18 protein-coding genes are annotated in these 19,242 nt (G+C 67.8%); 6 read left to right on the forward strand and 12 right to left on the reverse strand.

Annotation, left to right across the window (positions count from 1 at the left end; all coding sequences use genetic code 11):
* Positions 1 to 7: 7 nt before the first annotated feature.
* The 3 genes from PWS46_RS18380 to PWS46_RS18390 form a co-directional block, all read right to left on the reverse strand.
* Positions 8 to 526: an arsenate reductase ArsC gene (locus tag PWS46_RS18380; RefSeq protein ID WP_434622852.1), complete on the reverse strand. Its 519-nt coding sequence runs from the start codon at positions 524 to 526 to the stop codon at positions 8 to 10.
* A gap of 23 nt (positions 527 to 549) precedes the next feature.
* The gene (locus PWS46_RS18385; RefSeq protein ID WP_434622854.1) at positions 550 to 924 is read right to left on the reverse strand and encodes an ArsR/SmtB family transcription factor; all 375 of its coding nucleotides are present in this window, start codon (positions 922 to 924) and stop codon (positions 550 to 552) included.
* A 449-nt stretch (positions 925 to 1,373) separates the two neighbouring features.
* Positions 1,374 to 2,249, reverse strand: a complete 876-nt coding sequence (locus tag PWS46_RS18390; protein WP_434622855.1) for a LysR family transcriptional regulator — start codon at positions 2,247 to 2,249, stop codon at positions 1,374 to 1,376.
* Positions 2,250 to 2,366: 117 nt separating this feature from the next.
* Between PWS46_RS18390 and PWS46_RS18395 the strand changes: the two genes are divergently transcribed.
* A complete protein-coding gene (locus PWS46_RS18395; RefSeq protein WP_434622856.1) occupies positions 2,367 to 3,344 on the forward strand; it encodes a quinone oxidoreductase family protein in 978 nt (325 codons plus the stop codon).
* 19 nt (positions 3,345 to 3,363) lie between these two features.
* Here the strand turns inward: PWS46_RS18395 and PWS46_RS18400 are convergent, their stop codons facing one another.
* Positions 3,364 to 3,840 carry a GNAT family N-acetyltransferase gene (locus PWS46_RS18400; protein WP_434622857.1) on the reverse strand — a complete coding sequence of 159 codons (477 nt, stop codon included), beginning with the start codon at positions 3,838 to 3,840 and terminating at the stop codon, positions 3,364 to 3,366.
* Positions 3,841 to 3,859: 19 nt separating this feature from the next.
* The gene (locus tag PWS46_RS18405; RefSeq protein ID WP_434622858.1) at positions 3,860 to 5,023 is read right to left on the reverse strand and encodes a PQQ-dependent sugar dehydrogenase; all 1,164 of its coding nucleotides are present in this window, start codon (positions 5,021 to 5,023) and stop codon (positions 3,860 to 3,862) included.
* Positions 5,024 to 5,257: 234 nt separating this feature from the next.
* Between PWS46_RS18405 and PWS46_RS18410 the strand changes: the two genes are divergently transcribed.
* Positions 5,258 to 6,289: a sensor histidine kinase gene (locus tag PWS46_RS18410; RefSeq protein ID WP_434622859.1), complete on the forward strand. Its 1,032-nt coding sequence runs from the start codon at positions 5,258 to 5,260 to the stop codon at positions 6,287 to 6,289.
* Between the two features lie 65 nt (positions 6,290 to 6,354).
* Here the strand turns inward: PWS46_RS18410 and groL are convergent, their stop codons facing one another.
* From groL to PWS46_RS18425, 3 genes are all read right to left on the reverse strand, one after another.
* Positions 6,355 to 7,980, reverse strand: a complete 1,626-nt coding sequence (gene groL / locus PWS46_RS18415) for a chaperonin GroEL (protein WP_434622860.1) — start codon at positions 7,978 to 7,980, stop codon at positions 6,355 to 6,357.
* A gap of 18 nt (positions 7,981 to 7,998) precedes the next feature.
* Positions 7,999 to 8,316 (reverse strand): co-chaperone GroES, encoded by a 318-nt coding sequence (gene groES, locus PWS46_RS18420; protein WP_149199491.1) that lies wholly within the window; start codon positions 8,314 to 8,316, stop codon positions 7,999 to 8,001.
* A gap of 570 nt (positions 8,317 to 8,886) precedes the next feature.
* Entirely contained in the window at positions 8,887 to 9,414 is a 528-nt protein-coding gene (locus PWS46_RS18425; protein ID WP_434622861.1) for a hypothetical protein, read from the reverse strand.
* 385 nt (positions 9,415 to 9,799) lie between these two features.
* On the opposite strand from PWS46_RS18425, the gene PWS46_RS18430 reads away from it, so the two are divergent.
* Positions 9,800 to 10,876, forward strand: a complete 1,077-nt coding sequence (locus tag PWS46_RS18430; RefSeq protein ID WP_434622862.1) for an NAD(P)-dependent alcohol dehydrogenase — start codon at positions 9,800 to 9,802, stop codon at positions 10,874 to 10,876.
* A gap of 25 nt (positions 10,877 to 10,901) precedes the next feature.
* On the opposite strand, the gene PWS46_RS18435 is transcribed toward PWS46_RS18430, so the two are convergent.
* The 3 genes from PWS46_RS18435 to PWS46_RS18445 form a co-directional block, all read right to left on the reverse strand.
* Positions 10,902 to 12,026 (reverse strand): hypothetical protein, encoded by a 1,125-nt coding sequence (locus PWS46_RS18435; RefSeq protein WP_434622863.1) that lies wholly within the window; start codon positions 12,024 to 12,026, stop codon positions 10,902 to 10,904.
* 100 nt (positions 12,027 to 12,126) lie between these two features.
* Complete coding sequence (locus PWS46_RS18440; protein ID WP_434622864.1) at positions 12,127 to 13,560, reverse strand: hypothetical protein; 1,434 nt, start codon at positions 13,558 to 13,560, stop codon at positions 12,127 to 12,129.
* A gap of 622 nt (positions 13,561 to 14,182) precedes the next feature.
* Positions 14,183 to 15,451 carry an ABC transporter substrate-binding protein gene (locus tag PWS46_RS18445; protein WP_434622865.1) on the reverse strand — a complete coding sequence of 423 codons (1,269 nt, stop codon included), beginning with the start codon at positions 15,449 to 15,451 and terminating at the stop codon, positions 14,183 to 14,185.
* Between the two features lie 263 nt (positions 15,452 to 15,714).
* Here PWS46_RS18445 and PWS46_RS18450 point away from each other — a divergent pair, with 263 nt between their 5' ends.
* From PWS46_RS18450 to PWS46_RS18460, 3 genes are all read left to right on the forward strand, one after another.
* Positions 15,715 to 16,476: a response regulator gene (locus PWS46_RS18450; protein ID WP_434622866.1), complete on the forward strand. Its 762-nt coding sequence runs from the start codon at positions 15,715 to 15,717 to the stop codon at positions 16,474 to 16,476.
* A complete protein-coding gene (locus PWS46_RS18455; protein ID WP_434622867.1) occupies positions 16,466 to 17,926 on the forward strand; it encodes an ATP-binding protein in 1,461 nt (486 codons plus the stop codon). Before PWS46_RS18450 ends, PWS46_RS18455 begins: the two co-directional genes overlap by 11 nt.
* Before the next feature lie 247 nt (positions 17,927 to 18,173).
* Positions 18,174 to 18,350 (forward strand): type II toxin-antitoxin system CcdA family antitoxin, encoded by a 177-nt coding sequence (locus PWS46_RS18460; protein WP_434622868.1) that lies wholly within the window; start codon positions 18,174 to 18,176, stop codon positions 18,348 to 18,350.
* Positions 18,351 to 18,372: 22 nt separating this feature from the next.
* Here PWS46_RS18460 and PWS46_RS18465 read toward each other — a convergent pair whose 3' ends face one another.
* Entirely contained in the window at positions 18,373 to 19,197 is an 825-nt protein-coding gene (locus PWS46_RS18465) for an aldo/keto reductase (protein ID WP_434622869.1), read from the reverse strand.
* Positions 19,198 to 19,242 lie beyond the last annotated feature (45 nt).

Raw genomic sequence — 19,242 nt, forward strand, 5'->3', positions numbered from 1 at the left:
GTGGACGTCAGCGGTCATCGGTGCCGCCCTCCGCCCGTGCCATGTCGTCCATTTTGCGCTTCAGCGCCATGCGGTCGAGCGACGCGATGGGCAGGGCGGCGAAGGCCTGGATGCGGCGCTGGATCTGCCCGAACACCGTGGCGGTGAAGGCGGCCTTCTCCGCATCGGTGCCGGTGGCGCTGGACGGGTCGGGGAAGCCCCAATGGGCGCTGATCGGCTGGCCCGGCCACACCGGGCAGACCTCTCCGGCGGCGTTGTCGCAGACGGTGACGACGAAGTCCATGTGGGGGGCGCCGGGGGCGGCGAACTCGTCCCAGGTCTTCGACCGCAACTCCGCCGTCGGGAAACCCAGCCGTTCCAGCAGGTCGCGGACATGGGGGTTGATGCGTCCGGACGGCTGGCTGCCGGCGCTGAAGCCGCGGAAGCGGCCCTTGCCCTCCCGGTTCAGCAGGCATTCCGCCATGACGCTGCGGGCGCTGTTGTGCGTGCACAGGAACAGCACGTTGTAGACGCGTTGCTCAGCCATTCTTCGCTCCGTTATTCGGATTGTCAGCAGCCGCAGCGCGGAGCCGTGGTCTTTTCCGTGTTGGCCGCCTCCGGCCTGGGTGCGCAGACCGGGATGCAGACGCCCGCGTCGGACGACCGGCCGCAGCAGTTTTCCGACAGGAAGCCGACGATGCCGGTCATCCGGTCGAAATCGGCCGAGTAGATCAGCGACCGGCTCTCGCGCCGCTGCACGATCAGCCCGGCATGGGTCAGGTTGGACAGGTGGAAGGACAGGGTGGCCGGCGCGACCGCCAGCGCCTCCGCGATCGCCCCGGCGGAGCGGCCCTCCGGCCCCGCCTCCACCAGCAGGCGGAAGATGTCCAGCCGCGTCTCCTGCGCCAGCGCCGCCAGCCCGGCCAGGACGTCCTTCTTCTCCATGCCGCCGTTCCTGAATTCGATGTTTCGACAAACATGGAAATGCCAGCCGCGACCCATGCTGTCAACGACAGTTCCATGACAATCGAAATAACAGTCGGTTACACCGCGTCCCAACGATGAGCGGAGCCCAAAAACCAAAGGCCTCCGCGGCGGTGCCGGCGGAGGCCTTGGTGTGTCGGGATCGTCAAACCTGGGCGGATGGAGGCCAGGGTGGGCGACTTAGAAGCCGATAATGCCCGTCATCCAAAGAAGGATCACGATGATTCCCGGAACACCCAGAAGCCAGAGAAGAATGGGCATGCTATGCCTCCCTATTCGGATCAGCAGGTTGCAAGAGCAGAACTCTCAGATGCTTCCGAATCAACGGGACGACTTGCGATTCTGTTCCAAGATTTTTTGCCATGCCCGCGGTTCGCGCGAAATTTTCGCCGACGCCGCCGGCGGTACCCTCAATCCTCCAGCAGCGGCCGGCCGTCGGCGATGATCGACACCAGGGCGTCCATCACCGCCCGCACCCGTGCCGACCGCCTGAGGTCGCCATGCACCAGCAGCCACAGCTCGCGCGGCTGCGGCGGCGGGGGAGCGGGGTCCGGCATCACCGCGACCAGCGAGGGATCGGACCGGCCGATGAAATGCGGAATCGCCGCGATGCCGACGCCGGCCGAGGCGGCGCCGCGCAGGCTCATCAGGTCGTTGGCGCGGAAGACGAAGGGCCGGCGGCCGGCGACCTGCCGCAGCCAGCGCTGTTGCGGCACATGGTCCAGGCTCTCGTCATAGCCGATGAACTCCCAGCCTGCCTCGTCGCGGCCGTCGAGATAGCCCGGCGTGGCGTAGAGCCCGTAGCCCATCGCGCCGACGCGGCGAGCCACCAGCCCCTCGTCCTCCGGCCGCTGCAGGCGCAGGGCGAGGTCGGCCTCCCGCCGGGTCAGGCTGACCGCGCGGGCATCGCCCACCAGTTCCACCACCAGCTTCGGCAGAATCCGCCGCAGCCCGGCCAATCGCGGGGCGAGGAAATGGCTGGCGAAGGCCGGCGGGGCCGACAGGCGCACCGTGCCGGCCGGCTCGCCCGGCTGGCCGCGGGCATGGCGCTCCACCGCCAGCACGCCGTCCTCCACCCGGCGGGCCAGCGCCGCGAACTCCTCCCCCTCCGCCGTCGGGGCGTAGCCGCGCGGCAGCCGGTCGAACAGGCGCACGCCCAGATCGGCCTCCAGCGCCGCCACCCGGCGGGCGACGGTGGAATGGTCCACCCCCAGCCGCCGCGCCGTCGCCGACAGGCTGCCGCTGTCCGCCAGCGCCAGGAAGACGCGCAGGTCGTCCCAGTTCATTGCTTATGCCCTATCTGCGCAAAAACACCCAGACAATGCGCAGTTATGCCGAATTCCTGCGTGCTGCACCACAGATTAACCTCCACTCCATCGCAACGACCGACGGAGACAGCCGCTATGATCCGCTCCATTCAGATGACCGCGCCGGGCGGCGCCGAGGTGCTGACGCACGCCCTTCACGACCTGCCGGCCCCCGGCGCCGGGGAAATCCGCCTGCGCCATGAGGCCGCCGGGGTCAATTTCGTCGACATCTACCACCGCACCGGCCTGTATCCGCTGCCCGCATATCCCGCCACGCTCGGCGTCGAGGGCGCAGGCGTGGTGGAGGCGGTCGGGCCGGGGGTGCAGGGGCTCGCCGTCGGCGACCGCGTCGCCTGGGCCGGGCTGCCGGCCGGCGGCTATGCCGAGGCGCGCCTGCTGGCCGCCGACCGCGTCGTGCGCCTGCCCGACGGGGTGGAGCCGGTGACCGCCGCCTCGCTGATGCTGCGCGGGATCACCGTCCACATGCTGCTCAACAAGGTCTGTCCGGTCGGACCCGGCAGCACGATCCTGGTGCATGCCGCCGCCGGCGGGCTGGGGCTGCTGCTGACCCAATGGGCGAAGAGCCTGGGCGCCACCGTCATCGGCACCGTCGGCAGCGCCGCCAAGGCGGAGACCGCCCGCGCCCACGGGCTCGACCACGCCATTCTTTATAGGCAAGAGGACTTCGTCGCCGCGGTGCGCGACCTGACCGGCGGGCGCGGCGCCGACGTCGCGGTGGACGGCATCGGCGGCGACACGCTGCGTCGGACCTTCGACGCGGTGCGGCTGTTCGGCACCGTGGCCAGCGTCGGTCAGGCCGGCGGCCCGGTTTCGGCGATCGAGCTGTCCGAACTGGGACCGCGCCGCTCGCTCTGCCTCGCCCGGCCCAGCGTGTTCGGCTACATGTCCGACCTCGCCGCCTACCGCGTGGCCGCCGAGGAGGTTCTGTCCCGCGTCGCCAAGGGCCTGAGCGCCGGCCCGGTGACCTGCCTGCCGCTGGACGCCGCCGCCGAGGCCCACCGCGCGCTGGAAGGGCGCGGCACCAGCGGCGCCCTGGTGCTGATGCCGGCCTGATCTCCGGCTGACGCGTCGCCTATTGCGGCGCCAGCCACTTCTCCATCGCATAGTTGTGGATCGGCACGTCGCCGATCCGCAACTCTCGGCGCTCCAGCAAGGCGAAGCCGCGGCGCAGGAAGAAGGGGCGGGCGGCCTCGCTGGCCTCCACATGCAGGCGGCGGTGGCCGAGCGCGCGGGCGCGGACCTCCAGCCTGTCGACCAGCGCCGACATCACGCCGCGCCCGGCGGCTTCCGGCGCGCAATAGAGGAAGTTGATGTGGCCGTCCGTTTCGACGTCGCTGAAGGCAACCGGCCGGTCGCTCTCGTCCACCGCGACCAGCGCGACGCGGCCGTCGCCATAGGCCTCGCGCACCCGCTCCACCGTCGGCGCCTGCGCCGCCCAGGCCTCGACCTGCTCCGCGCTGTAGAAACGCGAACCGATGCCGCGGACGGAGCGGGCATAGATCTCCGCCAGAACCGGGGCGTCCGATGGTCGGTAGTCTCTGATCCTCATCTGCCCCATCTTCAGGCGGTCATTTCGCCGGCGCCAACCTCAGGACCGCGCCGTCGGCGGCATCGGTGATGACGTAGAGGGCGTCGTCGGGTCCCTGTGCCACATCGCGGATGCGCGCGTCGAGCGGAATGCGCTCCACCTCCTTCGCCCTTGTTCCGTCGATGGCGACGCGCACCAGCCCCTTGGCGCTGAGCCCGCCGAGCAGGGCGCTGCCCTGCCAGTCGCGGAACAGCCCGCCGGTGTAGAAGACCATGCCGGAGGGCGAGATCACCGGCGTCCAATGCACCGCCGCGTCGGCGAACTCCTTGCGGGTCGGCGGGTCGGGGATGTCGCGGCCGTCGTAATGCTTGCCCCAGCTGACCACCGGCCAGCCGTAGTTCCGGCCCGCTTCCGGCCGGTTCAATTCGTCGCCGCCCAGCGGCCCCATCTCGCCGATCCACAGCGCGCCCGTGCGCGGATCGATGGCCGCCGCCTCGATGTTGCGGTGGCCGTAGGACCATATGGCGCCGGCCGTCCTGCCCTCCCCGGCGAAGGGGTTGTCCTGCGGCAGCGAGCCGTCGCGGTTCAGCCGGACCACCTTGCCCAGCGTGTTGTCGCGCTTCTGCGCCGGGTCGAACTTGTAGCGCTCGCCCAGCGTCAGGAAGATGTGGCCGTCGGGGGCGAAGGCGATGCGGGTGCCGAAATGGTTGCCGCCGTCCACCTTGGGCGACTGGCGGAAGATGACCTGGAAATCCTCGATCCCGTGCTCGCCCAGCGTGCCGCGCCCCAGTGCCGTCCCGGCGGTGCCCCCACCCCCGCTGCCTTCTCCGGGCTCGGCATAGGCGAGATAAACGGCGCGGTTGCGGGCGAAATCGGGATCGGCGGCCACGTCCATCAGACCGCCCTGGCCCTGGTTGAAGACCTTCGGCGTGCCGGTCAGCGGGGCGGACAGCGAGCCGTCGCGTGCCATGATCCGCAGCCGTCCCGGCTTTTCCGTCACCAGCGCCCGGCCGTCGGGGAGGAATTCGATGCCCCAGGGCCGCTCCAGCCCGTCGGCGAAGCGGCTGACCGCCACCGGCCCGGCGCTGGTCGGAACGGTCTTGACCGCCTGCGACTGCGCCAGGGCGGGGGAGGCGGCGAAAAGGCCCGCGGCAAGAAAAGCGGCAACGGGAATGGCGGCCGACAGGGTCAGGGTGCTGCGCATCACGATCCTCCGGAATCTTTCGCAAATCTTGGGGGCTGACCTTTCTAGGTGGGGATGTGACGTCGGCGGCCAAGGCCGCCCACTCAGAAAGACTTCAGAACCGTCATAGTGGGACCGCGTGCCGACGAATTTCGTCACATCATTGTGTGCATACCCGGGTCATCCGAATCCGCGTTCCGGCTGTTATCCTTCCGTCGCGCCACAGGTTGCGCTGTTGGGAGCAAAGTACGGAGTATGGAAAATTTCTTGCGCCGGCTGAGTTCCAGCTTGCCTCATGCGGCCTGGGCACAATACGGGATCACGCTGCTGCTGGTCGGGCTGACCGCGCTGGTGCGCTATGCGCTCGAACCGCTGCTGTTCAAATACCCGTTCCTGGTCTTCCTCCCGACCATCCTCGTCATCTCGCTGTTGTTCGATCGCGGGGCGGGATATCTGGCCGTGGTGCTGTCAGGGGTCTGTTCGGCGTGGTTCTTCATGAAGCCGGAATGGATGCTGTGGATCGCCGAGCCGGGCGACCGGCTGGCTTTCCTCATCTACATGGGGCTGGGATTCGGCATCGCCGGCGGAGCCAACGCTCTGCGCCGGGCAAACGAGCAGTTGCGCCTGTCCTGGGACCAGCTGTCGGCCGCCAATGCGGAAAAGGACCTGATGCTGCACGAGATCCACCACCGGATCCGCAACGACCTGCAGCAGATCTGCGCCCAGCTGACGCTTGCCGCCCACCGGTCGGGGACTGGGCAGGACATCGTCAGCGGCACCATCGAGCGGATCGGCGTGCTGTCGCGCGTCTATGTCCGCCTGCGCCGGGTGGAGGGCGTCAACATCGTCAGCTCCAAAGACTTCCTGGAAAGCCTGGTGGAGGACATCCAGCTCGGCGTCGTCGGGATACAGCCGGTGGCGGTCGGCGCCGAGGTGGACGACGTCGATCTCGACATGGGTGTCGCCGTGGCGGTCGGCACCATCGCCAACGAACTGATCACCAACGCGCTGAAATACGCCTTTCCCGACGGCCGTGCCGGCCGCATCGACCTGACCTTCCGCAAGGGGGAGGCGGAGTGCGTGCTGAGCGTCTGCGACGACGGCGTGGGCATCCTGTCGGACCGGCCGCAGGGCACCGGGCTGGGCGGCCGGATCATGCGGCAGCTTGCCCAGCAATTGCGCGGCAGCCTCGACATCGAACCCCGGCCGGAACAGGGACTGAAGGTCACACTGCGCTTCCCCTGCTGCGGGGAAGCGGAGCCGGATGACAGGCCCGCTGGCATATGAAAAGAGGGGCCGCGCCGGTGCGGCGCGACCCCGTCCAGGGAACGTCCGGGCCGAAGCCGTCCGGATCAGAAGTCCATGTCGGCGCCGGGGGCGGGCACCGCGGGCTTCTTCTCCGGCAGTTGGGCGACCATCGCCTCGGTGGTGATCAGCAGGCCGGCGACGGAGGCGGCGTCCTGCAGCGCGGTGCGCACCACCTTGGCCGGGTCGATGATGCCGGCCTTCACCAGATCGCACCACTCGCCCTTGGCCGCGTCGTAACCGACGCTGTAGTCCTTGCTGTCGTTCAGCTTGCCGACGATGATCGAGCCGTCGACCCCGGCGTTGGTGGCGATCTGGCGCACCGGGGCGGTCAGCGCCCGGCGCACGATCTCCACGCCGACGCGCTGGTCGTCGTTGGCCGGCTTGACGTTCTCCAGCACGGCGACCGCGCGGGCCAGCGCCACGCCGCCGCCGGGCAGGATGCCTTCCTCCACCGCCGCGCGGGTGGCGTGCATGGCGTCGTCGACGCGGTCCTTGCGCTCCTTCACCTCGACCTCGGTGGCGCCGCCGACGCGGATCACCGCGACGCCGCCGGCCAGCTTGGCCAGCCGCTCCTGCAGCTTCTCGCGGTCGTAGTCGGAGGTCGTCTCCTCGATCTGCTGACGGATCTGGCCGCAGCGGGCCTTGATGTCGTCCTTCGACCCGACGCCGTTGACGATGGTCGTGTTGTCCTTGGTGATGACCACCTTGCCGGCGCGGCCCAGCATGTCGATGGTGACGCTGTCCAGCTTGATGCCCAGTTCCTCGCTGACGACCTGACCGCCGGTGAGGATGGCGATGTCCTCCAGCATGGCCTTGCGGCGGTCGCCGAAGCCCGGGGCCTTCACCGCCGCGACCTTCAGGCCGCCGCGCAGGCGGTTGACCACCAGGGTCGCCAGCGCCTCGCCCTCCACCTCCTCGGCGATGATCAGCAGCGGCTTGCCCGACTGCACCACCTTCTCCAGCACCGGGATGATGGCCTGGATGCCGGACAGCTTCTTGTCGTGGATCAGGATGTAGGGGTCATCCAGTTCCACCTGCATCTTGTCGGCGTTGGTGACGAAATAGGGCGAGGTGTAGCCGCGGTCGAACTGCATGCCCTCGACGACATCCAGCTCGGTCTCCAGGCTCTTGGCCTCCTCGACCGTGATGACGCCCTCGTTGCCGACCTTCTCCATTGCGCGGGCCAGCATGTCGCCGATCTCGCGGTCGCCGTTGGCGGAGATGGTGCCGACCTGGGCGATCTCCTCGTTGGTGGTCACCTTCTTGGAGCGGGCCTTCAACTCGGTCACCACGGCGTCGACCGCCATGTCGATGCCGCGCTTAAGGTCCATCGGGTTGATGCCGGCGGCGACCGACTTGGCGCCCTCGCGCACGATGGCCTGGGCCAGCACGGTGGCGGTGGTGGTGCCGTCGCCGGCCAGATCGGCGGTCTTCGACGCCACCTCGCGCAGCATCTGCGCGCCCATATTCTCGAACTTGTCGGCCAGCTCGATTTCCTTGGCGACCGACACGCCGTCCTTGGTGATGCGCGGGGCGCCGAACGACTTCTCGATCACGACGTTGCGGCCCTTCGGCCCCAGCGTGACCTTCACGGCGTCGGCCAGGATGTCCACCCCGCGCAGCATCTTGTCGCGGGCGGTGGAGCCGAACTTCACGTCCTTTGCAGCCATGGTCCTGTTCCTCCCCTATCAAGCAGCCTTCTTGGCGGGTTCGGCGGCAGCCTCGATCACGCCGAGGATGTCGCTCTCCTTCATGATCAGGAGATCCTCGCCGTCGATCTTCACCTCGGTGCCGGACCATTTGCCGAACAGCACGCGGTCGCCGGGCTTCACGTCGAGGGCGATCAGCTTGCCGGCCTCGTCCCGCGCGCCCGCGCCGACGGCGATGACCTCGCCCTCCTGCGGCTTTTCCTTGGCGGTGTCGGGGATGATGATGCCGCCCTTCGTCTTGGTGTCGGATTCGACGCGGCGGACCAGAACGCGGTCGTGAAGCGGTTTGAACTTCATGGTGTGACACTCCTTGAGCGTAAGCGAATGTCTCGAGTTCCCAAGAGCGCCCGAATGGGCCGCGCTTGCGGTTGAAAAATTTATTCAGGCTGTTTTTGCCGTCAAGAGGAATTTTCAAGAAAAAACATTGGAGATTATTGAGATTTAACCCCAAGCGCCGAGTGCCCGTGGCCGCTTCCGCAGGCACGGGTGATCTGCTCGTTGGGATCTTCTTGATATCGTGCCGGCCGGTCTCGGTCGTTATTTCAGGCGGGCGCCGATTCCGGTTGGACGGGGTGGGGTGGGGGGCGCAGGAGTCTCGGCATCGCACATATCCTCCGCAGAGCAACATGCAGGACACGGTCTTCGGGTACGCCGGGAGCCTGTGAGGCGAGGCACTCCGGCGCGGGCGAAATCTAGTCAGGCGCGGGCGGGCGTCAAGACACTTCCGTCCTTCCGGAGGCGCCCCGATTCCCGGGACCATTCGAGGCCCGCGGCACGGGTCCGACGAAAACGGCCGCCCACCGGGATGGTGGGCGGCCGCTCGAAAACCGTCCGTCCGGCAAGCGCCGTCCGGAGTGGCAATGCCGATCAGTACGGGCAGTTCACCTTCGGCGCGCCGTTGAGCGTCGAGCTGATACCGGCCGTCACATAGGCCGACGCGATCGGCGTGACCTGCGTCTGCGTCGAGATCACGCCGGTGACCGTGGCGCCGGCGCCGGAGGCGGCGCCGCTCGTCAGGGCGCAGGTCCAGGACGCGGCGCCCGGCGAGGTGGTCTTGTTCATCGAGGCGACGTTGTAGCAGTTGCCGCCGGGAAGGCTGAACTGGCCCATCGCCGACTTCCACTCGCTGCCGGCGCCCTTGCTATAGAAATTGTTGGCGGCGACGACGACGGTGCCGGACGTGTTGGTCAGGCTGTTGCCGACATTGGTGATGACGACGCCGACTTCGGTGGCCACGGTGTCGGAGACGATAACCGTCGCATCGGTGTTCAGGCAGAACGCAAAATTCTGCGGCGGCAGAGCCGACAGGGTGACGCCCTTCGACTGCGCGTTGGCGACACCGGCGGACAGAACGGCAGCGATCGAGAATACGGCGGCGAATGCAAACGTTTTCATTGAATTGCCTCATTGCGTGGAACGTGAACGACTCCCGTTTAGGGTTTTATTCTGGCGGAGTCACCGGATTAAAAATAGGAATCACCGAAATAATACATCCGTAACGGGGAAATTTTCTCAAGACACAACAACTTTTGGCGGCGAACGCCAAGGCGGCGCCTAATTCCATTCCAATGTATTCGATACAGCTAATGCACGTGGAAGATGCGGGGCGAATCGAAGCGGGCGCGGCGCTCCATTCCCCTCCAGTTAATCTGCATCAACGCCGGCTCCTCCCCGCCGTGCCAGACTGGACGGCGTGAAGCACAACGCCGGCCGCGGGCCGTTTGCGATGTTTGCGCGACGCGGCCCCTTGGCCGGCGGCCACCATCCAGGGGAGGACGCCATGGTCATGATGAAAGCGGCGGTGTTCGTCGAACCGGGCCGCATCGTGCTGGACGACAAGCCGGTTCCCGATGTCGGACCGCTCGATGCGCTGATCCGCATCACCACGACGACGATCTGCGGCACCGACATCCACATCCTGAAGGGCGAATATCCGGTTGCCCACGGCCTGACCATCGGCCACGAACCGGTCGGCATCATCGAGAAGCTGGGCTCCGCCGTCACCGGCTACCGGGAGGGGCAGCGGGTGATCGCCGGAGCCATCACCCCCAGCGGCCACAGCAACGCCTGCCTGTGCGGCTGCCATTCCCAGGACGGCGCCGGCACCAGGCATGGCTGGAAGCCGCTGGGCGGCTGGCGCTTCGGCAACAGCATCGACGGCTCCCAGGCCGAATACCTGCTGGTGCCCGACGCGATGGTCAACCTCGCCCCCGTTCCCGACGGGCTGACGGACGAGGAGGTGCTGATGTGCCCGGACATCATGTCCACCGGCTTCGCCGGGGCGGAGCGCGGCAACATCCGCATCGGCGACACGGTGGCGGTGTTCGCGCAGGGCCCAATCGGCCTGTGCGCCACCGCCGGGGCCAAGCTGAAGGGCGCCACCACCATCATCGGCGTCGACGCCGTGCCGGCGCGGATGGAGATGGCGCGGCGCATGGGCGCCGATCACGTGGTCAACTTCCGCGAGGTCGACCCGGTGGAGGAGATCATGCGTCTCACCGACGGCCGCGGCGTCGACGTCGCCATCGAGGCGCTGGGCACCCAGGCGACCTTCGAGGCGGCGCTGCGCGTCCTGCGGCCCGGCGGCACGCTGTCCAGCCTGGGCGTCTATTCCGGCGACCTGCGCCTGCCGCTGGGGCCGTTCGCGGCCGGGCTGGGCGACCACACCATCGTCACCTCGCTCTGTCCCGGCGGCAAGGAGCGGATGCGGCGGCTGATGGGGGTCGTCGCCTCCGGCCGCGTCGACCTGAAGCCGCTCGTCACCCACCGCTTCCCGCTCGACCGGATCGAGGAGGCCTATGAGCTGTTCGGCCACCAGCGCGACGGCGTGCTGAAGGTGGCGATCACGCCGAACTGACGGCCGTCGCGGCGCCGGGATCCTCCTACGCCCGCCCTCCTATGCCTCGCTTGTAGACGATCAGGAAGGCGACGGCGGCGAGGAAGGGCAACCCGGCGTCGCGAAGGTCGTTGTTGAGGTGCAGCATGGCGGCATAGAGAACGATGCCGGTCACCGCGATCGTCGGCAGCAGGGCGTCGGCGATGCCGAGGATGCCGCGCCCCTCCAGCCATGCTCCCACCGCCAGGGTTGAGCGGACCAGCACGATCAGGAGGAGGAAGGCGATCCCGGCCAGCAGGACATATTCCAGGGTGATCGCCGCCGGCAGATAGGGGGCGGGAACCGATCGGGCAAGGACCGGCGACAGCGCGTCATGCGCCGACTTCACCGCGGCGACGGCGATGTAATGCAGTGCGGTCGCCAGCAGCAGATTGCCGGACAGCAACTCCACCGTCCGCCAGTACAGGAAGGACGGCCAGCGGATACGGTCGAGAACGATGAACGCCAGCGCGGTCCCGCTGCCGAACAGCAGGGCATAGTCGGGCGACAGCGGCCATTTCGACACTCCGCGCCCGAGGATCAGGATGTCGAACAGCGCCACCGACAGCCCCAGCAGGGCGACGGCCGCGGTGCGGGAGGAGTGCCGGTGATGGGCGAACATCCGCCCGGCGGCGACGAAGACGATCCAGGGAAAGACCGGAAACCAGCCCGGAAGGGGCGACGCGAACAGGTCGTAGACGTAGGGCAGCGGAAGGACGATCCAGGCCCCGCACAGCGCCAGAAGAAAAAGCGCGATGAACACCCGGTTGGCGGCGCCCACACTGGCATGGATGTCGAACAGAAGCCGCGCGGCGAACAGAAACATGAAGAAGTCGCTGGTGAACGGGTTTTTCTCCTGGTACAGGCCGTGGATGGCCGCCAGGATGAACAGCTTCAGATGGCCTTCGATCCGCTTGCAAAGCGGCTTTCTCAGGAAGTGATCGAGCGTCATTCCGAAGGCGAAGAAGAACATCACCGGCGCCAGTTCGAAAACGAACTGCAGGATGCTGACCAGAGGATAGGCGTCCGGGATCGTTCGCCCCCAATGGGCCGCCACCATGAAGACAAGGGCGGTGACGCGGACGACGTCCAGGCTTCTGTCCCGGGCCGGCTGCGGGGTCGGCATCAGCATAGGGTCACTCCCAGGCAAGGGCGGAGCCGTGCTCCGGCCTGTCGCGGCGAGGGTTTCGATCGTGCCGGCTGGCATCTGACACTCCTTCATGAGCGGCCCCTCACGACCGGTGCGGCCGGGCGATGCGCAGGCGCCCCGGCAGCGACGACATCCATGCGGCGACCGCTGCCCGTTCCTTGCGTCCAAGCATCCAGACCATGAAGAGGGTCGCGCCGGCATAGAGCGGCAGGGCGGTCAGCGTCTTGGTGTAGAAGGGATCGAATCCGTCTTCGTAGCGCCAGAAGGGGACGACCGCGAAGGGGGCCAAGGCCGCGACGCCGAAGATCCAGCGCGAGAACCACCAGGATGGCACCAGCGCTGCCAGCGCCAGCGGCCACAGCATGAACCACGGCCACAGATGGGTCGACAGGCCGAGCACCACCGCCGCCATCACCGCGGCGGCGGCCTTCCAGGCATTCTCCGCGGTCGGCCACCGATACAGTGCTGCGAGCGACCACAGGGCGAAGCCGGCGAAGGCCCCGCGCACCAGCCAGCGCAGGGGGGCCATGTCGACGCCCAGCAACCGCTCCGCCACCCGGACGACGTCCACCGGATGCAGCCATTGCCAGCCGGACATGCCGCGCACCGCGTCGAAGAAGGCGGGCGAGCGGAAGAACAGGAACAGGACGGCCAGGAAGAAGGCGGCCGCGGGGATCCCGCGCAGGAGATAGGCGGTGACCCCGCCCTTGAGATCCCGAGTCCCGGTTCTGCCGAGCCTGTAGAGCAGATCGACGGCAACCAGGGCGGCGCTGGTGTATTTGCAGGCGGCCGAGGCCGCCAGCGCCAGCGGGCCGGCGCGGTCGCCGGCGGACAGGCGCATCAGCCACAGCATCATCAGGACGACCATCGCCATGTCGTTGTGCCCCTCGCCGGCCGAATAGATATGGCCGATGGGCAGCCAGCCGAAAGCGACGAGCCCGGCGGCGGCGGTCGCCTCGTCACGGGTCCGGCCGATCTGCCGGATGATGGCGAGCCCGCCGATCCAGGCGCCGGCCAGGACCAACTTGAACAGAAGCGCGGTCACCCAGACATTCCCGCCGCTGAGCGCCATGACCCCGGCCGATACCACCGCCCACAGCGGCCCGTAGGTCATCATCGCCGGCACCTCGTCGAACGGAAAGGCGGCGGCGTGCCCCGGCGTGAAGGGCACATAGTAGGGGTTCTGTCCCCGGACGATTTGCTCGCCCCACAGCGCGGAAAACCAGATGTCCTGCGTCATCACCGGAAAGGCCGGCAGGCTGACGGCGGTGAAGCCGACCGGCCACAGGAAAAGCCGATCCGTCATTGCCTTCGTGACCGGCCGGCCGGGCTCGGACAGCCAGTGGAACAGCCATGCGGCCAAGGCGACCGGAAGGGCGAGCGGCAGGCAATAGGCCAGGAAATACAGGCCGTCATGGGTGAAGACGTTGCCGGCGGTCAGCGCATGCGCCAGCGGGATTGAAAAATCTGCAAGCAACGCGGCCAGATTGTCGAAGAAGGCAGCCTGATTTGGCAAGCCGACCTCCCCATGGCGTGCGTTCGACGCGGCGAAGAAATAGCTCAGCACCGAGAAGGACAGCAGGCACAGGGTTGTTGTCAGTCCAAGACGATCCAGAGTCTTGACCGATTTATCGTCACCTCCGCCGGGTGAGGGGGCATCCGCAGGCGGTATCAGTTTTTGAAACGGCATCCGCATTTCGCCCACCAATGATGTTCCCGACGGGAAGGCCGGTAAACACGTTAGCGGAAGACTGTGGAACCGATAAATTTCTAAAGAGATTCTAGGGAGATTGCGCCTGCACCAATGCCGGGATTGCCAGTCGGACGATGGCCATTCTCCTTGCGTGCCCACCGGAATCTTTCGCTTCCGCGCGGACGGGGGCGTGGGTCGCGGCTCGGCGGCTATTGTCGGGCCTAAGGAACCAATTCAGGTCCCATCGGAGACAGCCGCAACGGCTGCCGGGTTGCCATGCCGAACTTCCGGCGGGCCGGCGCCATCCTGTTTCACCGCCGGAACCGCGATGCTCGCGCAATGCGCGGGGCAAAAGAAGAAAGCCCCTCTCCCAAGGTGGAAGGGGGGCTTCAAGGTCACGCGCAACACCAGGGAAGGAGAGACGACACCAAAGAAAACCGGAGGCTTACTTCGCCAGATCGACCGCCTCGGCCAGACGCTTCACCGCATCCTGCGAGGACATGGTGGAGTTGAAGTGGGCGGTGACGACGTCCAGGAAGGCGCCGCGGACGGCGCCGGGCACCGCCATCTCGTGGGCCATCGACGGTACCGCGCTGTTGCTGTCGATGGCGGCCTTCAGGTCGTCCATCGACTTCACGGCGCATTCGTCGAAACTGTCGCGCGCCATGTCCTGGCGGGCGGGGATCGAGCCCTTCAGCAGGTTGAAGGTCTCCTGGAACTTCTTGCCCAGGATCAGCTTGGCCAACAGCTTCTGCCCGGCGGTGCGGTCGGGGTCGGACGAGCTGAACATGACGAAGCTGTCGGAATTGACGATGTAGCCCGACTTGCCCGGCACATGGGCGCAGACGAAATCCTTGCCCGGCACCTTGCCGGCGGCGGTCAGCTCGCCCTTTTCCCAGTCGCCCATGATCTGCATGGCGGCCTGTCCGTTCATCAGCAGCCCGGCGGCGAGGTTCCATTCGCGGCCGGGGAAGCCGTCGTCGACATAGCCGCGCAGCTTGCGCATCTGGTCGAACACCTTGACCATGGTGTCGCTGGTCAGCGCCTTCTCGTCCAACTCCACCAGCGCCTTGCGGTAGAAGTCGGGACCGCCGAGGCCCAGCACGACATCCTCGAACAGCGCGCCTTCCTGCCAGGGCTGGCCGCCATGGGCGAGCGGGATGATGCCGGCGGCCTTCAGCTTCTCGGCGGCGGCGTTGAACTCGTCCCAGGTCTTGGGGATCTCGACGCCGGCCTTCTTCATCGCCTGCGGGTTGACCCACATCCAGTTGACACGGTGGATGTTCACCGGAACGGCGTAGTAATGGCCCTTGTAGGTCACCACGTCGCGGATCTGCGGCGGCAGGATGGCGTCCCAGTTCTCCGCCTTGGCGACGTCGTCCAGCGTCGCCAGCTTGCCCTGCGCCGCCCATTCCTTGATGTTCGGGCCCTTCAGCTGCACCGCGTTCGGCGGGTCGCCGGCCAGCACGCGGGAGCGCAGGACGGTGCTGGCCGCGTCGCCGCCGCCGCCCGCCACCGGCGCGTCGATCCACTTGCCGCCCGCCGCTTCGAAGTCCTGGCGCAGTGCGCCCGCCGCCTTCGATTCGCCGCCGGAGGTCCAGTAATGCAGCACCTCCACCTTCGGCTCGGCCCGGGCGGGAGCGGCCAGCAGGGCGCCGGCCATCACCGTCGCGATCGCGGTCATGCCGAGGATGGATGTGCTGAGAGACGGCATCTTGGACATTTCCCCCTGTTCCCTTCTTCGTTCGGTCTTTCTGTTGGCCTTGGCCCCAGGCCCTCCGGCCGCTGGAGGAACTCTATCCCGCACGCAATTCGATGCCCGGATTATTTGGTAACAACGCCTTTTCACGCCACCGCCGCTGTTACGCAACCGTTACAAACCGGCCCCGGCGGCGCACTGTACCCGGACCGGCCGGGGAGGCTACACTCGGCGCCAACCAAGAAGAAACCTCCATACGGAACAGGGACGGGAAAACCATGGAGCGCGCGCGCCATCTGCTGGTCGTGGACGACGATCCCGAGATCCGGGACATGCTGCATGATTTCCTGGTGAAGAGCGGTTTCCGCGTCTCCACCGCCGGCGACGGGCGCGAGATGGCGCGGGTGCTGGCGCAATGGCCGGTCGACCTCATCGTGCTGGACGTCATGCTGCCGGGGGAGGACGGCACCAGCCTGTGCCGATCCTTGCGCGCCAAGTCGGAAACCCCGGTCATCATGCTGACCGCCATGGGCAGCGAGGTCGACCGCATCGTCGGGCTGGAGGTCGGCGCCGACGATTATCTGGTGAAGCCCTTCAGCGCCCGCGAGCTGCTGGCCCGCATCCGCGCCATCCTCCGTCGCTGCGGCGGGCCGGAGCCGGTGCGCGAACGGCCGCGCGTGCTGGGCTTCGCCGGCTGGTCGCTCGACCAGGGCCGGCGGGAGCTGCGCACGCCCGACCGGGTGGTGGTGCATCTCAGCCAGGGCGAATACGCCCTGCTCGGCACGCTGCTGGAACGCGCACCGCAGGTGGTGGAGCGCACCGAACTGCTGGAGAAGCACCGCGGCGACACCTCGATCCCCTTCGACCGCAGCATCGACATCCAGATCAGCCGCCTGCGCCGCAAGCTGGAGGAGGGGCCGGGCGGCTCGGCCCTGATCAAGACGGTGCGCGGCATCGGCTATCAGTTCACTGCGACGGTGGTGGACCAGGGCGAATCCGTCAGCTCCGGAACCAGCGCCGGAACCGGCCGTGGCGCTTGAGCGTCTGCTGCCGGCCCGCCTGCGCGCCGCCCGGCTGCGCCACCGCATCCTGGCGGCGATGGTGGCGCTGCTGGCGCTGACCCATGGCGGGGCGCTGGTCGGCATGCGGTTGGTGGACGACCGCGCGCGGGAACTGCTGACCGCCCATCGGCTGGGTCCGGCGATGGCCGCGGCGGTGGAGGCGGCCGACCGCGCCGTGCTGGATGGCGTCGCCGCCGGGCCGGCGCTGGCTCTGCACGGACTGCCCGACCTCTCGGTGTCCTGGCAGGCGCCCGGCACCCCCACCGTGCCGCCCGGCTGGGTGCTCGACGGCGTTGTCGACGCGCCGCGCCCGGTGTTCGTCGCCGCCGCGCGCGCCCTGCTGCCGCTCCAGCCCGCCCATGCCCAGACGCTGGCGGAATCGCTGTCGATGGTGGCGGAGGACACGGCGGCCCAGCTGCGCGACGCCCGCGTCTATGTCCAGCTTGCCGGCGGCGGCTGGCTGGAGTTCGCTAGCCCGCGCTTCTGGCGGCCGCGCAGCACGCCGTTCGAGATGGTGCTGGCCGGGCTGGCGGCCTTCGGTCTGGCGCTGGCGGTGCTGCTCTGGTTGCCCGGCCGGCTGGTCCGCCCGTTGGAGTCCCTGGCGGAGCAGGCGACCCGTCCGCACGACCGCCTGCATCCCCGCCCGCTGCCGGAGGACGGGCCGGAGGAGGTTGCCTCGCTCGCCCGCGCCTTCAACCAGGCGCGCAACGCGCTGCGCGACCTGATGGAGGGGCGCACCCATCTGCTGGCGGCGATCAGCCACGACCTGCGCACCCCGGCGACGCGGCTGCGGCTGCGCGCCGAATATGTCGATGACGACGCACTGCGCGCCAAGATGATGGCCGACATCGACGAGATGGCGGCGATGGTGACCGCGACGCTGGAATTCCTCGGCGACGACGTGCTGCGCGAGGAGGTCGAGGTGGTCGCCTTCGCCAGCCTGTTGCAGAGCCTGTGCGACGATTACGCCGACACCGGCGCTCCCGTGACCTACCACGAGCCGCCGCCGCTGCAGTTCGCCGCCGTCCGCACCATCTTCGGCGGCGGGATGGAGCGCAGCGACCGTTTCGACCAGCCGCGCCAGCTCCGCCTCGCCGGCCGCCCGTCCAGCCTGCGCCGCGCCTTCGCCAACCTGATCGACAACGCCATCAAATACGGCGAGCGCGCCACCGTCTCCGTCGATGCCGACGCCGCCGAGATCGTGGTCGACGTCTGCGACGAGGGGCCGGGCATCCCGGAAGCGGAGATCGCCAACGTCTTCAAGCCCTTCGTCCGGCTGGAAGGCTCCCGCAACCGAAAGACCGGCGGCAGCGGGCTGGGACTGTCCATCGTGAAGTCGATCGTCGAAGCGCACCAAGGGAGGATCGAGCTGAGCAACCGCGCCAGCGGCGGCTTGCGGGTCAGGGTGACGCTGCCGCGGATGTTGTGAGGGGACGACGATAAACGCCCTCTCCCGCCCCGGGAGAGGGAGGGGACCCGCGTCGTAGGCGTGGGGAGGGTGAGGGGTGATCCAAGGAACTAAAAGCGCATGGTTCCTTGCACTACCCCTCACCCTTCCCATGCTTTGCATGGGCCCCTTCCCTCTCCTGGGGCGGGAGAGGGAGCGATGGGCAAAGCCCCTTGATCGATATGGCGATCACCTGCACTCTGAGATTGACCGACATCTGGAGAAGCCGATGACCGAGCCTGTCCATGCAGTGAAGTTCTCTGTACCGGAGCCCGCAAAAACAGCGAGTAAGCAAAATAGCCTGCACGCCCTGCAATGGCTGGCGCAGAACCGGGAGGCCATCCGCTCTTCCAACAGCTATGTCGAAGCGCATGGCCTTCCGCTGGCGAAGATCCGGCTCTACTGATTAAGCTCGTACCAAACTACACTCACTTATCCCAAGCCGGCGCCAGCCCCGCCGGGCTGACGATCCGCCCATTCGGCCGCGCCAGCTTCGCAATCGCGGCCATGTCGCCGTCGTCCAGCGTGAAGTCGAACAGCGCGAAATTCTCCGCCACCCGTTCCGGCTTGGCGGTCTTCGACAGCACGATGTGCCCCTGCTGGATCAGCCAGCGCAGCGTCACCTGTGCCGCCGTCTTGCCGTACTTGGCGCCGATCCGCTGCAATTCCGGGTCGCGCGGCACCTTGCCGTCGGCCATGGCGTAATAGGCGGTGATCGCCACGCCCAGTTCCCTGGCTGCCGCAGCCATCGCGCTCTGGTCGAGATAGGGGTGGACCTCGATCTGGTTGGTGACGATGGGGGCCTGGCTGCGCTGCACAGACTCCCGCAGCTGGGCGATGTTCTGGTTGCTGACGCCGATGAAGCGGGTCTTGCCGGCGGCCTGGACGGCGTTCAGCATCCCGATCTGGTCGGCGATGGCAACCTGATCGGCCGGCCAGTGCAGCAGCAGCAGATCGACCCGGTCGACCTTCAGCTTCTCCAGGCTCTCATCCACCGACGCCGCGAACAGGTCGGGGCTGTACTTGTCGACCCAGACCTTGGTGGTCAGGAACAGCTCGTCGCGGCGGGCACCGGCCGCTTGCAGGGCGCGGCCCAGCGCCGCCTCGTTGCGGTAGATCTGCGCGGTGTCGAAATGGCGGAAGCCGGCTTCCAGCGCCGCCGGCACCACCCGCTCGACCTCCTCGTCCGACATGCGGAACACGCCGAAGCCAAGCGCGGGAATTTCGGCTCCATTCGCATTCACGGTCTGCATTCTGCTCTCTCCTGATCGGCGCCGTGGCGCCTTTTCTTGTCTCGG

This window comes from Azospirillum sp. B2RO_4 (assembly GCF_051124815.1).
Taxonomy (GTDB): Bacteria; Pseudomonadota; Alphaproteobacteria; order Azospirillales; family Azospirillaceae; genus Azospirillum.

What these genes read in the sequence shown, in the direction of transcription:
- PWS46_RS18425 (WP_434622861.1), bottom strand. Translation starts at nt 9,414, where the DNA reads ATGAAAACGTTTGCATTCGCCGCCGTATTCTCGATCGCTGCCGTTCTG.
- PWS46_RS18400 (WP_434622857.1), bottom strand. Translation starts at nt 3,840, where the DNA reads ATGAGGATCAGAGACTACCGACCATCGGACGCCCCGGTTCTGGCGGAG.
- PWS46_RS18410 (WP_434622859.1), top strand. Translation starts at nt 5,258, where the DNA reads ATGGAAAATTTCTTGCGCCGGCTGAGTTCCAGCTTGCCTCATGCGGCC.
- PWS46_RS18435 (WP_434622863.1), bottom strand. Translation starts at nt 12,026, where the DNA reads ATGCTGATGCCGACCCCGCAGCCGGCCCGGGACAGAAGCCTGGACGTC.
- PWS46_RS18380 (WP_434622852.1), bottom strand. Translation starts at nt 526, where the DNA reads ATGGCTGAGCAACGCGTCTACAACGTGCTGTTCCTGTGCACGCACAAC.
- PWS46_RS18385 (WP_434622854.1), bottom strand. Translation starts at nt 924, where the DNA reads ATGGAGAAGAAGGACGTCCTGGCCGGGCTGGCGGCGCTGGCGCAGGAG.
- PWS46_RS18390 (WP_434622855.1), bottom strand. Translation starts at nt 2,249, where the DNA reads ATGAACTGGGACGACCTGCGCGTCTTCCTGGCGCTGGCGGACAGCGGC.
- PWS46_RS18465 (WP_434622869.1), bottom strand. Translation starts at nt 19,197, where the DNA reads ATGCAGACCGTGAATGCGAATGGAGCCGAAATTCCCGCGCTTGGCTTC.
- PWS46_RS18405 (WP_434622858.1), bottom strand. Translation starts at nt 5,023, where the DNA reads ATGCGCAGCACCCTGACCCTGTCGGCCGCCATTCCCGTTGCCGCTTTT.
- PWS46_RS18450 (WP_434622866.1), top strand. Translation starts at nt 15,715, where the DNA reads ATGGAGCGCGCGCGCCATCTGCTGGTCGTGGACGACGATCCCGAGATC.
- PWS46_RS18395 (WP_434622856.1), top strand. Translation starts at nt 2,367, where the DNA reads ATGATCCGCTCCATTCAGATGACCGCGCCGGGCGGCGCCGAGGTGCTG.
- groL (WP_434622860.1), bottom strand. Translation starts at nt 7,980, where the DNA reads ATGGCTGCAAAGGACGTGAAGTTCGGCTCCACCGCCCGCGACAAGATG.
- PWS46_RS18430 (WP_434622862.1), top strand. Translation starts at nt 9,800, where the DNA reads ATGGTCATGATGAAAGCGGCGGTGTTCGTCGAACCGGGCCGCATCGTG.
- groES (WP_149199491.1), bottom strand. Translation starts at nt 8,316, where the DNA reads ATGAAGTTCAAACCGCTTCACGACCGCGTTCTGGTCCGCCGCGTCGAA.
- PWS46_RS18460 (WP_434622868.1), top strand. Translation starts at nt 18,174, where the DNA reads ATGACCGAGCCTGTCCATGCAGTGAAGTTCTCTGTACCGGAGCCCGCA.
- PWS46_RS18445 (WP_434622865.1), bottom strand. Translation starts at nt 15,451, where the DNA reads ATGCCGTCTCTCAGCACATCCATCCTCGGCATGACCGCGATCGCGACG.